This window comes from Streptomyces sp. NPDC090077 (genome assembly GCF_044747545.1).
Classification (GTDB): domain Bacteria; phylum Actinomycetota; class Actinomycetes; order Streptomycetales; family Streptomycetaceae; genus Streptomyces.
The window spans coordinates 49,950-64,827 of sequence record NZ_JBIVEG010000017.1 but is presented as its reverse complement, the minus strand read 5'-3'; the positions used below and the strand labels follow the sequence as shown (position 1 = coordinate 64,827).

Below are 14,878 nucleotides of genomic sequence, written 5' to 3'. Positions count from 1 at the left end.
GTCGCTGTCAGGTCAGGACGATGCACCCCCGCCGCTCCAGCTTCTTGAGGAGCGGCAGGGAGGGATCGACCTTGTTCCAGCGCAGGTCCAGCTTCTCCAGTGACGGCATCAGGGCGATCCAGTCGGGCAGCTGGCTGAGGCTGTTGCTCCGCAGGTCGATCTGACGCAGTCGAGGGAGGCTGGCGAGTGGCTCGGGCACCTCGGTCAGGGAGTTCTCCCGTAGGTCCAGGTGGCGCAGGTCGTGCAGGTTGGCTGTTGACGACGGCAAGTGTTCGATCGCGTTTCCTCGAAGCCACAGCTCACGCAGGCTGCGGAGCTGCCCGATGGTGTCGGGCAGGGTGGTGAGCCGGTCGTGCTGGGCCCTGAACTCGATGAGATCGCTCATCCCACCAATGGTCTCCGGCAGGACGGTAAGGGGGTTCTCACCGACGTTGAGGTAGCGCAAACGGGTCAGGTTTCCCAGAGAGTCAGGGAGCTGGACCAGCTGGTTGTCGTGCAGGTAGAGGCAGTCGCTGAGCTCGGTCAACTGACCAAGTTCTTCGGGCACTGACGTCAGCGCGTTGTGGCCGAGGTCCAGGGTTCTCAGCCGGTGGAGCTTCCCGATGTCCGGCGGGAGAGCCGTGAGTCCGTTGTCCGCGAGGATCAGCACATCAAGATCGGTCTGTCGCCAGACGGACTCGGGTACTTCTCCCAGCTCCTGACGCCATAAGTTCAGTGTGTGCCTCACGGCCATCTCCCCTTCGTCGGCAGTCTGGGCTCCGATTTGTCCCATCTCATTTGATCTAGCTTTCGATCAGCGCTCTGAGCAGGTGTGATGCAGTGTGTGGCGACATGCGCCGAGGCCGGCGTCTCGGTGCATCGTGTCCGGCGGGTGTGGATGCATGACGTTGTCTCAGTTCATCGTGTCTGCGGAGAGCCGGTTGGGTGCGGCTCTTCCGTGGAAATGATCGCAAAGGCAGTGGGTGACCGCCTCTATGGTGTGCATCGCGAACATCCACTGATCGACCCGGAGGTGTCATGCCCCTGCAGATGAAGCTGTGCGCGATAACACTCGACTGCTCTGATCCGCTGGCTCTGGCGGCGTTCTATCAGCAGGCCACCGGCCTCGAACCTCACCCGAAATCCGACGTCAACTTCGCCGGTCTCAACTGTGAGGACGGACTCTTCATCGGCTTCCAGCGAGTAGACGACTACCGGCCTCCCCGCTGGCCTGACCAAACTGTTCCTCAGCAGTCCCACCTCGACTTCGCGGTCGATGACCTGGACGAAGCCGAGACCCGGCTGCTTGAGCTCGGAGCGGGCAAACCTGATCATCAGCCGAATGAGGGCAGGTGGCGGGTCCTCACCGATCCGGCTGGGCATCCTTTCTGCCTGGTCAGAGCCTGATAGACGCTGATGTGGACGACGTGCGTCGGCGACTACGGCCGTTTGGGCGTGATGTAGCCATAGATGACGGAACGCCCGATCTTGAAGGTCTGGGCGATCTTCGGGATGGGGGTGCCAGAGTCATAGAGCTGTTGTGCCTGCTCGGCCTGTTCAGGAGTGAGTCGTGGCGGTCGTCCGCCGGTCTTGCCGCGGGCCCGGGCGGCGGCCAGGCCGTCGTTGGTGGCGGCGCGTACGAACTCGTGGTGCAGGGCGGCGAAGACGGACATCATGCCGAAGAAGTCCCGTCCTTCGAGGGTGTTGCTGTCGATGTTCTGTTCGACGGCCTGGAGGCGGATACCGCGGTTGCGCAGGTCGGTGCCCACGATGACGAGGTTCTGGACGGAGCAGAAGAGCCGGTCGAACCGGGTAACCGTGACAGTGTCGCCGGAGCGGAGCCGTGGCAGCAGCAGGTCCCGCTCCGCCAAGTCGTCTTGTGGCCGTTCGTGCGCTCGATGACCCTGGCGTACCCGATCTTGATTTAGGTGCGGACGAGCGGTTCGGCGACGAGGAGTTCCGGCCCGGCGGCCGGTTCGAGGGCGGTCACGACCCCGGATCTTGTCAGAAAACGGTGGTCCGGGGTTCTTGAATAACCCAGCTTGTTGAAGGGGTTCTTGAAGGCCCTGCGGGGGTCAGGAAGCCCTGTCGGACGATCTTCAGAAAACGAAGGTTAGTGAAGATCGGGATCTAGCGCCGCAGTGCAATGCCGGCCTCACAAAGCAGGGCGGCGAGGTCGTCCGGGATCGGCATGGGGGTGGTGAGCCCGGCTCGGGTGCGGCCGGTGTTGCCGTCCGGGTACTTCCCGGCCGCCGAGCCGGGAGCGGCCACGGCCAAGCGCACCAGCTGCCCGAGGGCCTCGCACATGTCGCGGTCGCGCAAGGCGAGACGGAGCATCGCGCCATGGGTGCGGGTGTGGGGCCACGGCCAGGGCTGGGACAGGATGTGCGCCCGCTCGGCGGCCCGCCACCGCTCCGCCGCCGGCCCCGGCGCGCGGGCTGCGGCCATCTCGGCGGTGAACGCCTCAAGCAGGGCGGGCGACATGGGGGCACGGCGGGACACGGAACCTCCAACAGTTCAGGATCTCTTGAATTCAAGCATCCGTGTATCGTCTTGTCCATGCTGACCCTCGCCACCGACCTCGACGCCCTGACCCGCTTCGGCCGGGCGCTGGCCGACCCGATCCGCTGCCGCCTGCTGCTCGCGCTGCGCGAGGCCCCGGCTTACCCCTCCGACCTCGCCAACGCGCTGGAGATCTCCCGTACTCGGCTGTCGAACCACCTGGCATGCCTGCGCGACTGCGGCCTGGTCGTGGCCGTCCCCGACGGCCGCCGCACCCGCTACGAGCTGGCCGACCCCCGTCTCGGCCATGCTCTGGACGACCTGCGCAACGCCGTGGTGGCCGTCGCCACCGACCGCACGTGCGCCGACGCCGACGCCGACGCCGACGCCGACGACAAGGGATGCTGCTGATGACCGCGATATCCCTCGGGCCCAGCCCGGCCCGCCGTGATGTCCTCGCCCGCCGAATAAGGCTGCTGGTCGCGGCGACCATCACCTACAACGTCATCGAGGCGGTCGTCGCCCTCACCGCCGGCACGATCGCCTCTTCCACCGCCCTGATCGGCTTCGGCCTGGACTCGGTCATCGAGGTCTCCTCCGCCGCCGCAGTCGCCTGGCAGTTCTCCGCCCGCAACCACGACGTGCGCGAGGCGCGGGAGAAGACCACTCTGCGGATCATCGCGGTGTCGTTCTTCGCGCTCGCCGCGTACGTCACGTTCGACGCCGTCCGCGCGCTGACCGGCACCGGTGAGGCCGAGCGGTCCATCCCTGGCATCGTGATCGCCACGCTGTCGCTGGCGATCATGCCGTTCCTGTCGGCCGCCCAGCGCAAGGCCGGACGCGAACTAGGCTCCGCCAGCGCGGTCGCCGACTCCAAGCAGACCCTCCTGTGCACCTACCTGTCCGCCGTGCTGCTGGTCGGCCTGGTGGTCAACGCCACGCTCGGCTGGTCGTGGGCCGACCCGATCGCCGCCCTCGTCATCGCCGCCATCGCGGTGAAGGAGGGCCGCGACGCCTGGCAGGGCAAGGGCTGCTGCGCACCCACCGCCGCGGTGGCACCGTCCGCCGACACCAGCGCGGACGCGTGCGGCTGCCGCCCGGGATGCGACTGCTGCTGCTGACCTCCCCCACCCGCCACGAGGGACTCCAGTGTCGAACCGGGGTCCCTCACTGCATGCCGAGGGCCGACGCCGACCTCGCCGCCCCGCGGCTTGCAACCGGTACCCAGGTACAGGTTTACCGTCGGAGATGTCCCCGCTCTCGGGGACGTGACGACGGGAGTGAGTGCGATGAGTGATCTGGCGTGGGTGCCGCAGTCCTGCACGCTGCCCACCGAGGAGCGGCCCCTGCGGGTCGCGGAATGGGACGCGCTGGTCTCCGAGCGGCTGACCTCTTCGTCGAGGCCAGAGCCGCTGCCCCTGCGCCTGGACCTGGCCGCCGGCTCCGGGGTCGAGGAGCGGGTGCGGGACCTGGTGGAGCGGGAGAGCGGCTGCTGCTCGTTCTTCACCTTCACCACCACCCCCGGCGAGGACCTGATCAGTCTCGACATCGCGGTGGACCCAGCGCACGAGACGATCCTGGACGCCCTGGCCGCACGGACCGCCGGATTGCAGCGGTGAGCGCGGGCCTGCGCAGCGGGCAGGTCGCCGAGGCGGCCGGGGTGAACATCCAGACCCTGCGCTACTACGAGCGGCGCGGCCTGCTGGCCGAGCCGGAACCCAGCAACGGCGGTCACCGCCTCTACGGCGAGGACGCGGTGACCGCGCTGCGGGTGATCAAGGCAGCCCAGCGCCTCGGGTTCACGCTGGAGGAGGTCGCTGAGCTACTGGAGGCAGGCCGCCACCGCCACGGCCGTCCCGTCGCCGGGCTCCAGGAACGGGCCGCGGCCAAGCTCGCCGACCTCACCACCATCCGCGCCGCCCTGGCCACGGCCGTTGAAGCCGGGTGCGACGACCTGACCGTCTGCGCCGGAAGCGCCTGCTGCCCATCCCCTTCACCGACCTCGCCGAGGAGAACCGCCATGCCGGCCCCTGCTGCTGACCCCAGACCCCATCGCACCCCCAAAGCGCTGGAGGACCTGGCCGCCCTGGCCTGCGTGGCGTGCTGCGCGCTGCCCCTACTGATCACGGCGGGCGTCGTCGGCACCGGCGCCGGAGCGGTGGTGGGCTGGCTGCCCGCCCTCGCCGTCGTCCTGGCCGTGCTCGCCGCCGGTACCTGGTGGCTCGGCCAGCGCCGCAGCTCCTGCTCCTGCTCCTGCTCCTGCTCCTGCGCGCCAAAGGCCGCTGGTGACGGCGGGTGCGGCTGCAAGGCGTCCGGGGGCCCGCTGAAGATCACGGGCGCAGGCCGCCGGCAGGGTCCGGCGGTATGACCATCGCTCGTTCCGTTGCACTGTTCGCCGTCGCCGCCTTCTTCGAAATCGGCGGCGCCTGGCTGGTCTGGCAGGGCATCCGCGAGCACAAGGGCTGGATCTGGATCGGCGCCGGCGTCATGGGGTCCGAGTAGGAGCGGACAAGGAAACCGGTGTTGCTGTCAAAGACTTTGACAGCCGCTGCGTCTGAGCTCGAACTCCAGGAGTGGGTCCAGTGGTCCTAGCTTCGGGTTTTCTCGATGAGTACTTCGACTCCGTCCAGCATCCGCGCGAGCCCGAATTCGAAGAGAGTGTCGAGTTCGAGTTCGAACCCCTCCTGGTCGAAGAGGGTCGACAGGAGCGGATAGGACCCGGCGGTCTGGATCGTCTCCATACGCGGTTCGTTGGAGGCCATCCACTCCTCGGGGGTCATGCCGGTGTCCTGCCGCGCTTGCGACTCCAACTCGACGGCCGCTGCGACCCCCTGGGCGTACCCCAGAAGAGCGAGGTGGACGTGGATGATCTGGGTCGGTGTCAGCCCCAGGCCGTTCAGGGCGCTGAGGACCCGCTCGGTGTAGCGCATCGCGTGGGGCGAGGCCATTGGCCGCGTGAGGGCAGCCATGGTTCGCGCCAGCCAGGGATGGCGCTGGTAGAGGCCCCACAGCCACCGCACCTCCCGTTCCAGTTGCGCGCGCCAGCCGGGTGGTCGCGACCCCAGCGGTTCTCCGTTGAACACTGTCTCTGACATCAGCCGTACGAGCTCGGCCTTGCTCGGGACGTGACGGTATAGCGCCATGGTGGAGACGCCGAAGTCGGTTGCGACTCGGCGCATGGAGAGCGCGGCGAGCCCTTCGTCGTCCACGAGGGCGATCGCGGCGCGGATGATGCGATCCCGGGTCAGTCCGTGGCGGGGAGTCGCAGGGCCCTCTCGTCCTGACTCGGCGACCACGGTGCCGACGCCGGGCACGGCCCGCACCAGACCCTCCTGGTTCAGGGTGGCGAGCGCCTTCGTCGCGGTCGCCATCGCGACGCCCCACTCCTGGGTGATGCGCCGGGTGGAAGGAATGCGGGTCCCGGGCGCAAGCTCCCCTGAGGCGATACGCCGACGGATGTCTCCAGCGATACGGAGGTAGGGCGGTTCCATAGCCATGAGTGCACTGTACTAGTGCACTTACAGAGCATTCTGGCTGCTCACCACCGAGAAAGGACGCAGTGCACTAGGTACCTGTTTGCGTTGTACGCCACGATCCCGGTTCCCTGCCGTTCATGGAGAACACACCCGGCCCCCGCGCGGGGCGCAAGGAATGGACCGCCCTCGGCGTCCTGATGCTGCCCCTGCTCCTCGTCTCGATGGACGTCTCGGTCCTGTACTTCGCGATTCCCTACGTCAGCCAGGACCTGGAGCCCAGCGCGACGCAGCAGTTGTGGATCCTCGACATGTACGGCTTCGTCCTCGCCGGGCTGCTCATCATGATGGGCGCGCTTGGCGACCGGATCGGCCGGCGCGCGCTGGTGCTCGCGGGAGCGGTGCTCTTCGGAGCGGCCTCGGTCGCCGCCGCGTACGCCCACACGGCTGAACTGCTCATCGCCGTGCGCGCGCTGCTGGGTCTCGGCGGCGCCGCCCTGATGCCCTCGACCCTTGCCCTGATTCGCAACCTCTTCCATGACGAGAAGCAGCGTGGCAAGGCGGTGACTCTGTGGACCGCCGTCATGACGACAGGCATTTCACTGGGGCCCGTGGTCAGCGGTCTGCTGCTGGAGCACTTCTGGTGGGGCGCGGTCTTCCTGATCAACCTGCCCGCGATGGTGCTGCTGCTCGTGCTGGTGCCGTTCCTGGTGCCGGAGTTCAAGTCTGCGAAGCGTGTGCGGTTCGACCTGCTGAGCGCGGTGCTGTCCCTAGGCGCTGTGCTCCTGGTCATCTACGGCATCAAGGAATGGGCCCGGCACGGGTACGAGCCGCTGCCCGCCCTCGCCATCAGCGTGGGGCTCGTGCTCGGCTTCCTCTTCGTACGCCGACAAAAGCACCTCACGCATCCGATGATCGACCTCGGCCTGCTCGGCCGGCGCGCCTTCGGCGGCCCGGTGGTCGCCAATCTCCTCGCGATGTTCGCCACGGTCGGGATGGCCGTCTTCCTCACCCAGTATCTGCAGTCCGTCCTCGGCCTGAGCCCGTTCAACGCCGCGCTGTGGAGCCTGGCACCGGCCGCAGGGGTGGCCGTCATGGCCCCGGCCGGAGCCGCGCTCGCACAGCGCATGGACCGCGCGTACGTCATGGGCGGCGGCTTCCTCCTCTCCGCCTGCGGTTTCCTCTGGCTGACCCAGGTGCGCACCGACTCGGCACTCTGGTTCACCCTCGCCGGCGTCTCCCTGTACGCGGGCGGCCTGGTCGCCGCCATGACCCTCGCCAACGAACTCGCCCTCGGAGCGGCCCCGCCGGAGCGCGCGGGATCAGCCGCGGCCGTGCTGGAGTCGGGCCAGGAGCTCGGCGGAGCGCTGGGCATGGCGATCCTCGGATCCATCGGGGCAGTGGTCTACAGCCGGGACATGGCCGGCGCGCTGCCCTCCGGCGTGCCGCGGGCCGAAGCCGTACGGGAAACGCTGGGCGGCGCGACGGCCGCCGCGGCCCAACTGCCTGACGGGACAGCCGATGCCGTACTGGCGGCCGCGCGTGACGCCTTCACGCACGGGATGGGTTTCGCGGCCGTCGGCGCGGCCGTCGTCATGGCCGGTGCCGCCCTCTTCTCGTTCACACGGCTGAGGGGTGCAGGCAAGACGAGGCACCCGACGGAATCATCCGCCGACCCGCAGTCCGCGACATTGGCGTCATGATGGCCCGTAGTCCTGGTTCTGACACCGGGGAGCAAGCAGCCGCGCGGGCTGTTTCGGGAGCTCACTTACGGCGGCGGGCGACCGGGGCACGTTCGGCGACGTGTCGGGCGACCGCGTCGACGCCGGGCCGTGCGTATCGCTCCAGGGAGCGGACGGAGACGTGGCGGGAGCGGGCCAGCAGCATCGGTGTTGAGGTGCCGTCCTCGGCGTCGTGTGTCAAGGCGCTGTGCCGTAGCCGGTGGAACGTCCACCCGTCCAGGTCTTCGACGTCCTCGGGTGAGGCGAGGGGGTTGGCCAGGAGCCGGGTGTTCCCCTCGAAGATCTCTTCGGCCCGGCGGTAGGAGAGCCGGGCCCGGCCGGTCCCCGGGCAGACGTCGAGCGTCGGCGTTCCGGCCGGGGCCTTCCGGTCGGTGAGGAACAGCGGGCCGCGGGTGCGCCGGGCGATGAGGCGGGGCAGCAGCTGTGCGGTGCCTGACTGCCAGTGAATCCACTCGGTCGCCCCGCCCTTGGCGGTGATCTTCCCGTGTTCGTCCTGCGGGTACAGGTCTTCCACGTTGAGGCACAGCACCTCGTCGGCCCGTGCGGCGGATTCGTAGAGCATCTTCCACTGCGTCTTCTCCCGCAGGGCGACGTCCAGGCGCCACAGGGCGGCGATCTGGTTCTCGGCCAGGGCCTTGGTGCGGTCCGGCGGGGCCGGCCGCCGCTCGATGCCGAGCGTCGGATCGCCTTCGATCCAGCCCTGGCGCCGCCACCAGCCGATCGCCTTGCGCGCGATGGACAGTTCCCGGTTGACGGTGTCGGCGTCCATCTCGTCCGCCCGCGCTGCCGCCAGCTCGGCCAGCACCTCCGGCAGCGCCGGGTCGTCGATCGCAGCGACGGGGAAAAGGGGGCGGCTTCGCACCCGGCGGGTGGATTTGGTCGGCGCCGGTTCGCCGGTGAGCATCCCCCCGCTGGGGCCCCTTGGGGCAGCGCCCCCCAGACCCCCTTGTGCTCCCAGTCATGGTCCTGCGCTACGCGCATCGTTCGGGCACTGGGCGCCCTCACTGGACCATGCCTACACAATTGGCCAGTTGCTGGAAAATGGGGCTGATCAACCTTGCTTGATCCTTGGGGTCATCGGACCGACGAGTTGGGCTGAGCCTCAGTTGCTGCTGAGTGTGGAGGCCTAGATCGTCAGATGTGCGGTCCCGGGTGACTGTTCAGGAACTTGGGCCGTCGGGAGCCGACACTTCGACCAAAATACCTGGTGGAAAGTGTGTGGAGTGGCGTTGGTGAACTTGAACGCCCCAGGTCACGGGCGGGAGTTGCGTGGCGCGAAGGGTGGGTTCGGGATGGGAGCGGAGACCTCATGTGTGTCGGCCGGACGTACGAAAATTGCCTTCTTGGAAAGTTTCGAGGCCTTCAAGGCTCTGAAACTTGAGCTGATGGAAAGTTTTCGAACCCAAGCCCTCGGTGCCCTGCGGGAGCGGTCCGGCTCCGATCCAAAACTTTCCAGCAGCTCAAGTTTCAGGCTGGTGGTGGTGCCGGAAATTTCCATCAGCTCAAGTTTCGACTCAAACCGTCACAGCCAGAACAAGGCCAGTTCGCTGCGTTACGCGGCTGAAAACTGCGGTCTCTGTTACCGCCTCGGTAGGCCAAGCCAGCTTGTCCGGATGCAGGTACCCGGCAACCGGGTACTATGCCGTCGGCCCACGTACGGCCCACGATGACCTACTTCGGCAGCAAGCCCACGTACAGGTCCGGCTGGAGGAGCAAGATGGGCAGGCCGCGGGCGGTGCTTTCGGTTGCCCAGGTGTGGTCGAGGTCGGTGAAGTCGTCGCCGGCCCGGGCGACCGCCGACCTGCCGAGCCACAACTCGACGTGGTAGCACTTCCAGACCTCCGCCCCGCGCCTTTTCCGGGCCCGCAGGGAATCCCAATTTCCCAGGTCAAGGCCCTTCTGCGGACGCTGCTGAGATCGCTCCACTCTCTTCTTCGGACCGCCCAGCACATCGTTGCAGCTCAGGCTCTTCCGGACTGCGTAACCAGCGATACGATCATCACTGGGCCAGAAGGCACTCGTCGCTGCGGATACCGACGCCGGCCCAGGGTCAACCAGCTGCCGAAGCGCCGGTGGCAGGGAACCCTTGCGACGGATCTCGCCTGTCGAACTGGAGGTGGATGCGTGCCCAATTCAGATGAGGTCACGTTGTCGTGGACTCGAATCGTCCACTGGCTGGAGGACCACGCCCCAGCCAGCGCAGAAGCACTCAACCCCCCAGCCGCCGACGCGGACATCCTGCGCCTCAATGATTCCCTGGGGTTTCCCGTGCCTGAGCCATTGGAGGCATGGCTACGCCTGAACAACGGCAGCACGGCAAGAGACTCGAAAACCCCGATCTCGGGGGGGTACCAGCTCAACCAGCATCGAGATTCTCTCATCTTTCCCGGCGGCGCGGCATTCCTCGACTGCCGCAGAATTATCGAAAACCACCAGCAGTTCCTCGCTATCGCCCACGACATCGACGACGAAGACTGGTGGAAGCCAACCTGGATCCCCGTTGTCGCCTACTTCGATGGGCACAACGGGCTGGCTTTGGAATCCGAAACACACGACGCAACCTTGCCAGTCCTGTCGTACTCCGAATCGGATTACGCCAAAACATACGCCTCATCCTTGGGCGAAGTACTCACCGCCATGGCAAACACCCTGGAACACAACACTCCAGGGAATGCGCTAACGCGAGGATACCAAGCATCGATCCAGGATGGCCGGGTATTCTGGCGTTAAACCGTGCAGGGCTCCATCGGCGTACCGATGGAGCCCTTACAAGCCACCTGCTGGTTCCACCAGCATTTGAGATCGGAGCGATTACACGCGCCCAGGCCGGGCTCGTTCTTGGCGTTTGGGCCGATCTTGGTCGGGTCGCAACTGTTGGCGAGAGTACAGAAAAGGCTCACGGGGGGGGCTTGACCGTACTGCGATCAGCGTCGCCGCTCCAACCGGCAGCGCGGCAGCCCGCCACCATTTTCCCTGGGGATTCCAAAGCTTCCAGAGGCCGTCGTTGCCGGCAGCAGTAGCCTTGGGGTAGCAGCCGGAATTGTAAGCCCAGAGGGCGAAAAACCAGTTCTCCAGATACTTCGGGTCGCCGTTGTTTACTTTCAAGCCGTCCGCACTAGTGACGTTCCACTTGTCCGCTAAGAGTTGTCCCGTAACCGCTCGATGAAGATCACGGCCTCCATTCTTCGCTGTAGTCGGCGTGGTCGGCGTACACGGATGCGAGCAGGAGGATGGCGATGTGCAGCCCGTCGCGGAAGGCTCTCGGTACGCCGTCATTCCCTGGCGGGCGGGCATAGGTATCGACAATGGCCCGTTTGGCCTCGACCTCTGCCAGGGCGCGCGCTGGGTCGAACCGTGCGATGTGATCTGCGGGGCCGAGGAAGACATCCTCGATCTCGGCGCCCGTGTCTAGAACGACCACCGTTCTTTCGGCCTTCCAGTGCCCGTCGTTGATCATGGCCTCGCGGGCAAAGTTCCAGTCGTCCTGCAGGCGTGTCCTGAGGAAGGCCACCACGTCCGGGGCCGACGGGTTGGCGGTGTCGTCGTCGCGGGTCATAGAGAGATCCTCTCGGTCGGCCCCCGGCTGCGTCCATGGGCAGCCGGGCACCTGTCATGATCTTGGAATGCCGGGTGTCATCACAGCTTCGGACCCTTCGTGGACAGGCCCGTTCACCGAGTTGAGCCCCCGTGTGTTCCACAAGCTCATCACGGTGCTCCGGCCTGAAGGCGCCGACCAGGTGCGCCCAGGGCGTCCCTGGTCGCTTCCCCTGGAGGACCGGGTCCTGCTGGTGGCCGCCTACTGGCGCACCAACCTGACGCTGCGGCAGCTCGCGCCGCTGTTCGGCGTTTCAAAGTCCGCGGCTGATCGGATCGTCGACCACACCGGCCCGCTGCTCGCACTCAAGCAGCGGCAGCGATTCGGCAGGGGAACCGTGCTCATCGTGGACGGCACGCTCGTGCCCACCCCGGACCAGTCCGTCGCCGAGCAGTCCAAGAACTATCGGTACTCCACCAACCATCAGGTCGTCATCGACGCCGACACGTCCATGGTCGTTGTCGTCGGCCGGCCTCTCCCCGGAAACCGCAACGACTGCCGAGCCTGGTCCGAGTCCGTCGCCGAGGCAGCGGTGGGCAGGACCACCACAATCGCCGACGGCGGATACCCCGACACCGGGCTGGTCATCCCGCACCGCCGCCCACCCGGCGGCGAACTGTGCAACTGGAAGCGCGACCACAACCGCGCCCACCAGGCCGCCGCCAACGGCGTCAAGCACTTCACGGTCGTCTCCGCCGACGCCACCTTCGCCACTCTCGCCGATCTCGGTGAACTGCACGTCCTCGCCTGGGATCGCCAGCCCGTCGGCAAGACGCTCGCCAAGGCGGCGACCGTGCACCGCATCCCCCGCGACCGCGGCACCTCCGCCCCGGCCTCTGCACAGCCAGCAGCCGCACCCGCTGTACCGCGCCCCGCGCCGGCTCCCCAGCGGCCCGCCCCCGCACCAGTTGCCTCACCGTCTTCCACGCCGGACTCCCCGCCCCTGCTGCGCTGGGGCGCGGCCGCCACCGCCGCTCTCTTCTACGGTGGACTTGCGTTCGGCTCCGGCACTGCGTTGGGGGGCCGCCTCGTCCACCTCGCGCTCGACACCGCCACCCGCCCTCGTTCCCGACCAGGCCGCGGGCACAGCTTCAGTCCGCAGGGGCGGCGGCGCGGAACAAGCCGGACAACGATCGTGCAGACCACTGACACCTCAGGTGGCCGGACTGCCCATGACCCCGGGAAGCGCGTGACTGACGAGTCGAGGAGGCCGCCGAACTCTTTCAGGGTGGTGATCTGCGGGCATTCGGTGGTGACCTCGTCGTCGGTCAGGGCATCGAGGTCTGCCCAGCCGCCTCGGAACAGGGCAGGATGCAGCTCGGTCCAACCGTCGGCGCCCAGGATGCGTACTCCGATCGAATCCGGGTCGACGAGGGCCGGGTCGGTCTCCAGCCGCTGAGGCCAAGGTGCGGCCTTGTCCCGCCAGGTGATCGGTCGGAGGCTGAGTCCGGACGCGGTCTGTTTCAGCGCCCAGGTGACGACGTCAGCGAGGTGGCGTGTTCTCCGCCTGTCCGGGCTACTGCCGGGTGGGGCCCGGACTCACGTCAGTCCTTGCGGTCCGCGCCGCGCCAGACCGTCATGTCCAAAGTGGCGTAGGTGCTCGGGTCGTCCTTGGCCGAGCTGCCCCGGTAGACGACCAAGGCGATCGTCCCTTGGGAGGTGCGTACGCAGATGCCGTCCCCCCGGGAGATCGCCGCGACGGGGATCTCGCTGGTGAACCGCGTCTCCTTGCGGCATGCCTCCAGGGAGCCTTCGGTGCCGCTGTCGAGCCGTGCCAGCTTCGAGTCGGAGTTGGAGTGGAAGCTGCAGACCCTGGAATAGCACAGGTAGCGCAGGTCACCGTGATTCTGGCGAGGCACCGGCTGATCATCGGCGAAGCTCACCTCGTAGTCGTCGGGGAGGTTGAACCCCTTGTACTCGATGGGCTTCGGGTCAGGGCGCGGGGCCGTGGACGTGGCGCGGGGGGTGGCGTCCGCACCATCGCCCAAGGACTTGCCGTCGACGTTGCTGAGCACAGTCACGCAGCCAGCGAGCAGGAAGAACAGGCTCCCGAAGACAGAGATGATGACTTTCGCATTCCGGTTACTCCCCGGAGGGCGGGGGACCACCACGAACGGCTGCGGCGACGGAGCCGGCATGGTCGGCGAGGGGGGCGCGGCATATGGGGCGTTGAAGGTGCCCGCCGGGGCGTACGCGGGCTGGGCCGTCGCGGCGGGCTGTGCTGTGGGCGGAGGGGGCGTGGCCACGATGGTGGGAGCCGGCGCTGGAGGACTCGGACGGTTCATGAGGCCCGTCGCGACTCTGTGTGGCAGCCAGTCCTCGGGCCGCCGGAGCTGGGTGTGGTCGCCGGCGGTACGGCACAGGTCGAGGACCTCGGCGGGCGAGGGACGCTTCGAGGGGTCCTTCGCGAGACAGCGCTGGACCAGGGGGCGCAGCGTCCTGTCCAGGCCCGACAGGTCCGGTTCCTCGTGGACGATCCGGTACAGCACACCGTGGGAGGGGCCGTCACCGTAGGCGGGCGTCCCCAGGGCGGCGTACGCGGCCACCTGCCCGAGCGCGAATACGTCGGTCGCCCAGCCGACCTCGCCTCCTGCCGCCTGTTCGGGCGCCATGAACGCGGGCGTTCCGATGGCGACTCCACTCGCGGTCAGCGCGGTGGCATCGGCGGCCCGCGCGATGCCGAAGTCGATGACCCGGGGGCCGTCGTTCGCCAGCAGCACGTTGGAGGGCTTCAGGTCCCGGTGGACGATGCCCGCGCCGTGGATGACCTGGAGGGCCTCCGCGATCCCGGCGACGAGCATCAGGACGGTCGAGGCCGGCAACGGGCCGTGTTCGGCCACCGCCTCGGCCAGCGACGGACCCGGCACGTACGCCGTGGCGAGCCAGGGCACGGGCCCGTCGGTATCGCTGTCGATCACCGGCGCGGTGTAGAGGCCCTGGACGCGCTGGGCGGCACTTACCTCCTGGCGGAACCGCCGCCGGAACTCTGGGTCCTCGGCGAACTCCGGCCGGATCACCTTCACGGCGACCGGACGGCCTCCCGGCGTGTGCGACAGGTACACCTTGCCCATACCGCCCGCGCCGAGGCGGGCCGCGATTCGGTATCCCGAGACCATCCGCGGATCGTCCGCTGATAGCGGCTCAAAGGCGCCGTACCCACGTGTCGCGCGCTGCTTCATCCGCTCCCCTTGAACTACCTGACGTCGCCTCACCTTATGGGCTTCTCACCGATCATGCTGATCAGTCTGACTGCCGATACGAGGCAGCCCTCCACGAGCTGCCTGATCAGCACCATGTGCCGCCCACTCGGGCGGCGATCCGTCGCGACAGCCTCCGTCCAGATGTCGCTTCCCAGCCAGCGCCGGACCGCAGCGGAACGGGCTCCCTGGGGTGGGATCCCCCACGCGAGGGCAGCCTCCACTCCACCAGGGCGTTTACCTCGATCCCTGGGTATGAGACCGCGCCGCCCCGGGAGGGAACTCCGAGCCGCCAACTGGGCATAGGGCAGCCATGGGGTGGCAGCCCCGGAGGCTGGATCGCCTACACCTGGGGATCTGTGTGGTTGAGCCGCGCCGCCGCACACTTCC

General features: G+C 67.8%; 16 protein-coding genes and 2 pseudogenes. 10 read left to right on the top strand and 8 right to left on the bottom strand.

Features of this window, described 5'->3' with window-relative positions:
• Nucleotides 1-7: 7 nt before the first annotated feature.
• Nucleotides 8-733 (bottom strand): leucine-rich repeat domain-containing protein, encoded by a 726-nt coding sequence (locus ACIPW5_RS25630; protein ID WP_401249465.1) that lies wholly within the window; start codon nucleotides 731-733, stop codon nucleotides 8-10.
• A 284-nt stretch (nucleotides 734-1,017) separates the two neighbouring features.
• Here ACIPW5_RS25630 and ACIPW5_RS25625 point away from each other — a divergent pair, with 284 nt between their 5' ends.
• Nucleotides 1,018-1,386 carry a VOC family protein gene (locus ACIPW5_RS25625; protein WP_401249213.1) on the top strand — a complete coding sequence of 123 codons (369 nt, stop codon included), beginning with the start codon at nucleotides 1,018-1,020 and terminating at the stop codon, nucleotides 1,384-1,386.
• Nucleotides 1,387-1,418: 32 nt separating this feature from the next.
• Here the strand turns inward: ACIPW5_RS25625 and ACIPW5_RS25620 are convergent, their stop codons facing one another.
• Both ACIPW5_RS25620 and ACIPW5_RS25615 read right to left on the bottom strand, forming a co-directional pair.
• On the bottom strand, nucleotides 1,419-1,850 hold the full coding sequence (locus tag ACIPW5_RS25620) for a recombinase family protein (protein ID WP_401249211.1): 432 nt from the start codon (nucleotides 1,848-1,850) through the stop codon (nucleotides 1,419-1,421).
• Between the two features lie 259 nt (nucleotides 1,851-2,109).
• Nucleotides 2,110-2,481 carry a DUF3703 domain-containing protein gene (locus tag ACIPW5_RS25615; RefSeq protein ID WP_401249208.1) on the bottom strand — a complete coding sequence of 124 codons (372 nt, stop codon included), beginning with the start codon at nucleotides 2,479-2,481 and terminating at the stop codon, nucleotides 2,110-2,112.
• A gap of 57 nt (nucleotides 2,482-2,538) precedes the next feature.
• Between ACIPW5_RS25615 and ACIPW5_RS25610 the strand changes: the two genes are divergently transcribed.
• From ACIPW5_RS25610 to ACIPW5_RS25590, 5 genes and pseudogenes are all read left to right on the top strand, one after another.
• The gene (locus ACIPW5_RS25610; RefSeq protein WP_401249205.1) at nucleotides 2,539-2,892 is read left to right on the top strand and encodes an ArsR/SmtB family transcription factor; all 354 of its coding nucleotides are present in this window, start codon (nucleotides 2,539-2,541) and stop codon (nucleotides 2,890-2,892) included.
• The gene (locus ACIPW5_RS25605; protein ID WP_401249203.1) at nucleotides 2,892-3,602 is read left to right on the top strand and encodes a cation transporter; all 711 of its coding nucleotides are present in this window, start codon (nucleotides 2,892-2,894) and stop codon (nucleotides 3,600-3,602) included. The genes ACIPW5_RS25610 and ACIPW5_RS25605 overlap by 1 nt, the downstream gene beginning before the upstream one ends.
• Nucleotides 3,603-3,770: 168 nt before the next feature.
• Nucleotides 3,771-4,100: a hypothetical protein gene (locus ACIPW5_RS25600; protein ID WP_401249201.1), complete on the top strand. Its 330-nt coding sequence runs from the start codon at nucleotides 3,771-3,773 to the stop codon at nucleotides 4,098-4,100.
• The gene (locus tag ACIPW5_RS25595) at nucleotides 4,097-4,849 is read left to right on the top strand and encodes a MerR family transcriptional regulator (protein WP_401249199.1); all 753 of its coding nucleotides are present in this window, start codon (nucleotides 4,097-4,099) and stop codon (nucleotides 4,847-4,849) included. The genes ACIPW5_RS25600 and ACIPW5_RS25595 overlap by 4 nt, the downstream gene beginning before the upstream one ends.
• A pseudogene (locus ACIPW5_RS25590) lies at nucleotides 4,846-4,971 on the top strand (hypothetical protein); the annotation flags it as partial. The gene ACIPW5_RS25595 and the pseudogene ACIPW5_RS25590, both read left to right, overlap by 4 nt.
• A 98-nt stretch (nucleotides 4,972-5,069) precedes the next feature.
• On the opposite strand, the gene ACIPW5_RS25585 reads toward ACIPW5_RS25590, so the two are convergent.
• The gene (locus ACIPW5_RS25585; RefSeq protein WP_401249196.1) at nucleotides 5,070-5,978 is read right to left on the bottom strand and encodes a TetR/AcrR family transcriptional regulator C-terminal domain-containing protein; all 909 of its coding nucleotides are present in this window, start codon (nucleotides 5,976-5,978) and stop codon (nucleotides 5,070-5,072) included.
• Between the two features lie 116 nt (nucleotides 5,979-6,094).
• On the opposite strand from ACIPW5_RS25585, the gene ACIPW5_RS25580 reads away from it, so the two are divergent.
• Entirely contained in the window at nucleotides 6,095-7,657 is a 1,563-nt protein-coding gene (locus tag ACIPW5_RS25580; RefSeq protein WP_401249193.1) for an MFS transporter, read from the top strand.
• 61 nt (nucleotides 7,658-7,718) lie between these two features.
• Here ACIPW5_RS25580 and ACIPW5_RS25575 read toward each other — a convergent pair whose 3' ends face one another.
• Entirely contained in the window at nucleotides 7,719-8,558 is an 840-nt protein-coding gene (locus ACIPW5_RS25575) for a tyrosine-type recombinase/integrase (RefSeq protein ID WP_401249191.1), read from the bottom strand.
• 481 nt (nucleotides 8,559-9,039) lie between these two features.
• Between ACIPW5_RS25575 and ACIPW5_RS25570 the strand changes: the two genes are divergently transcribed.
• Complete coding sequence (locus tag ACIPW5_RS25570) at nucleotides 9,040-9,366, top strand: hypothetical protein (protein ID WP_401249188.1); 327 nt, start codon at nucleotides 9,040-9,042, stop codon at nucleotides 9,364-9,366.
• Nucleotide 9,367: 1 nt separating this feature from the next.
• On the opposite strand, the gene ACIPW5_RS25565 is transcribed toward ACIPW5_RS25570, so the two are convergent.
• Nucleotides 9,368-9,511, bottom strand: a complete 144-nt coding sequence (locus ACIPW5_RS25565; RefSeq protein WP_401249185.1) for a hypothetical protein — start codon at nucleotides 9,509-9,511, stop codon at nucleotides 9,368-9,370.
• Nucleotides 9,512-9,820: 309 nt separating this feature from the next.
• Between ACIPW5_RS25565 and ACIPW5_RS25560 the strand changes: the two genes are divergently transcribed.
• Nucleotides 9,821-10,426: an SMI1/KNR4 family protein gene (locus ACIPW5_RS25560; RefSeq protein WP_401249182.1), complete on the top strand. Its 606-nt coding sequence runs from the start codon at nucleotides 9,821-9,823 to the stop codon at nucleotides 10,424-10,426.
• Between the two features lie 439 nt (nucleotides 10,427-10,865).
• Here the strand turns inward: ACIPW5_RS25560 and ACIPW5_RS25555 are convergent, their stop codons facing one another.
• On the bottom strand, nucleotides 10,866-11,252 hold the full coding sequence (locus ACIPW5_RS25555; RefSeq protein ID WP_401249179.1) for a DUF6221 family protein: 387 nt from the start codon (nucleotides 11,250-11,252) through the stop codon (nucleotides 10,866-10,868).
• Between the two features lie 67 nt (nucleotides 11,253-11,319).
• Here ACIPW5_RS25555 and ACIPW5_RS25550 point away from each other — a divergent pair.
• Nucleotides 11,320-11,970, top strand: a pseudogene (locus ACIPW5_RS25550) (transposase family protein); the annotation flags it as partial.
• Between the two features lie 865 nt (nucleotides 11,971-12,835).
• Here the strand turns inward: ACIPW5_RS25550 and ACIPW5_RS25545 are convergent.
• A complete protein-coding gene (locus ACIPW5_RS25545) occupies nucleotides 12,836-14,407 on the bottom strand; it encodes a serine/threonine-protein kinase (protein ID WP_401249176.1) in 1,572 nt (523 codons plus the stop codon).
• Nucleotides 14,408-14,878 lie beyond the last annotated feature (471 nt).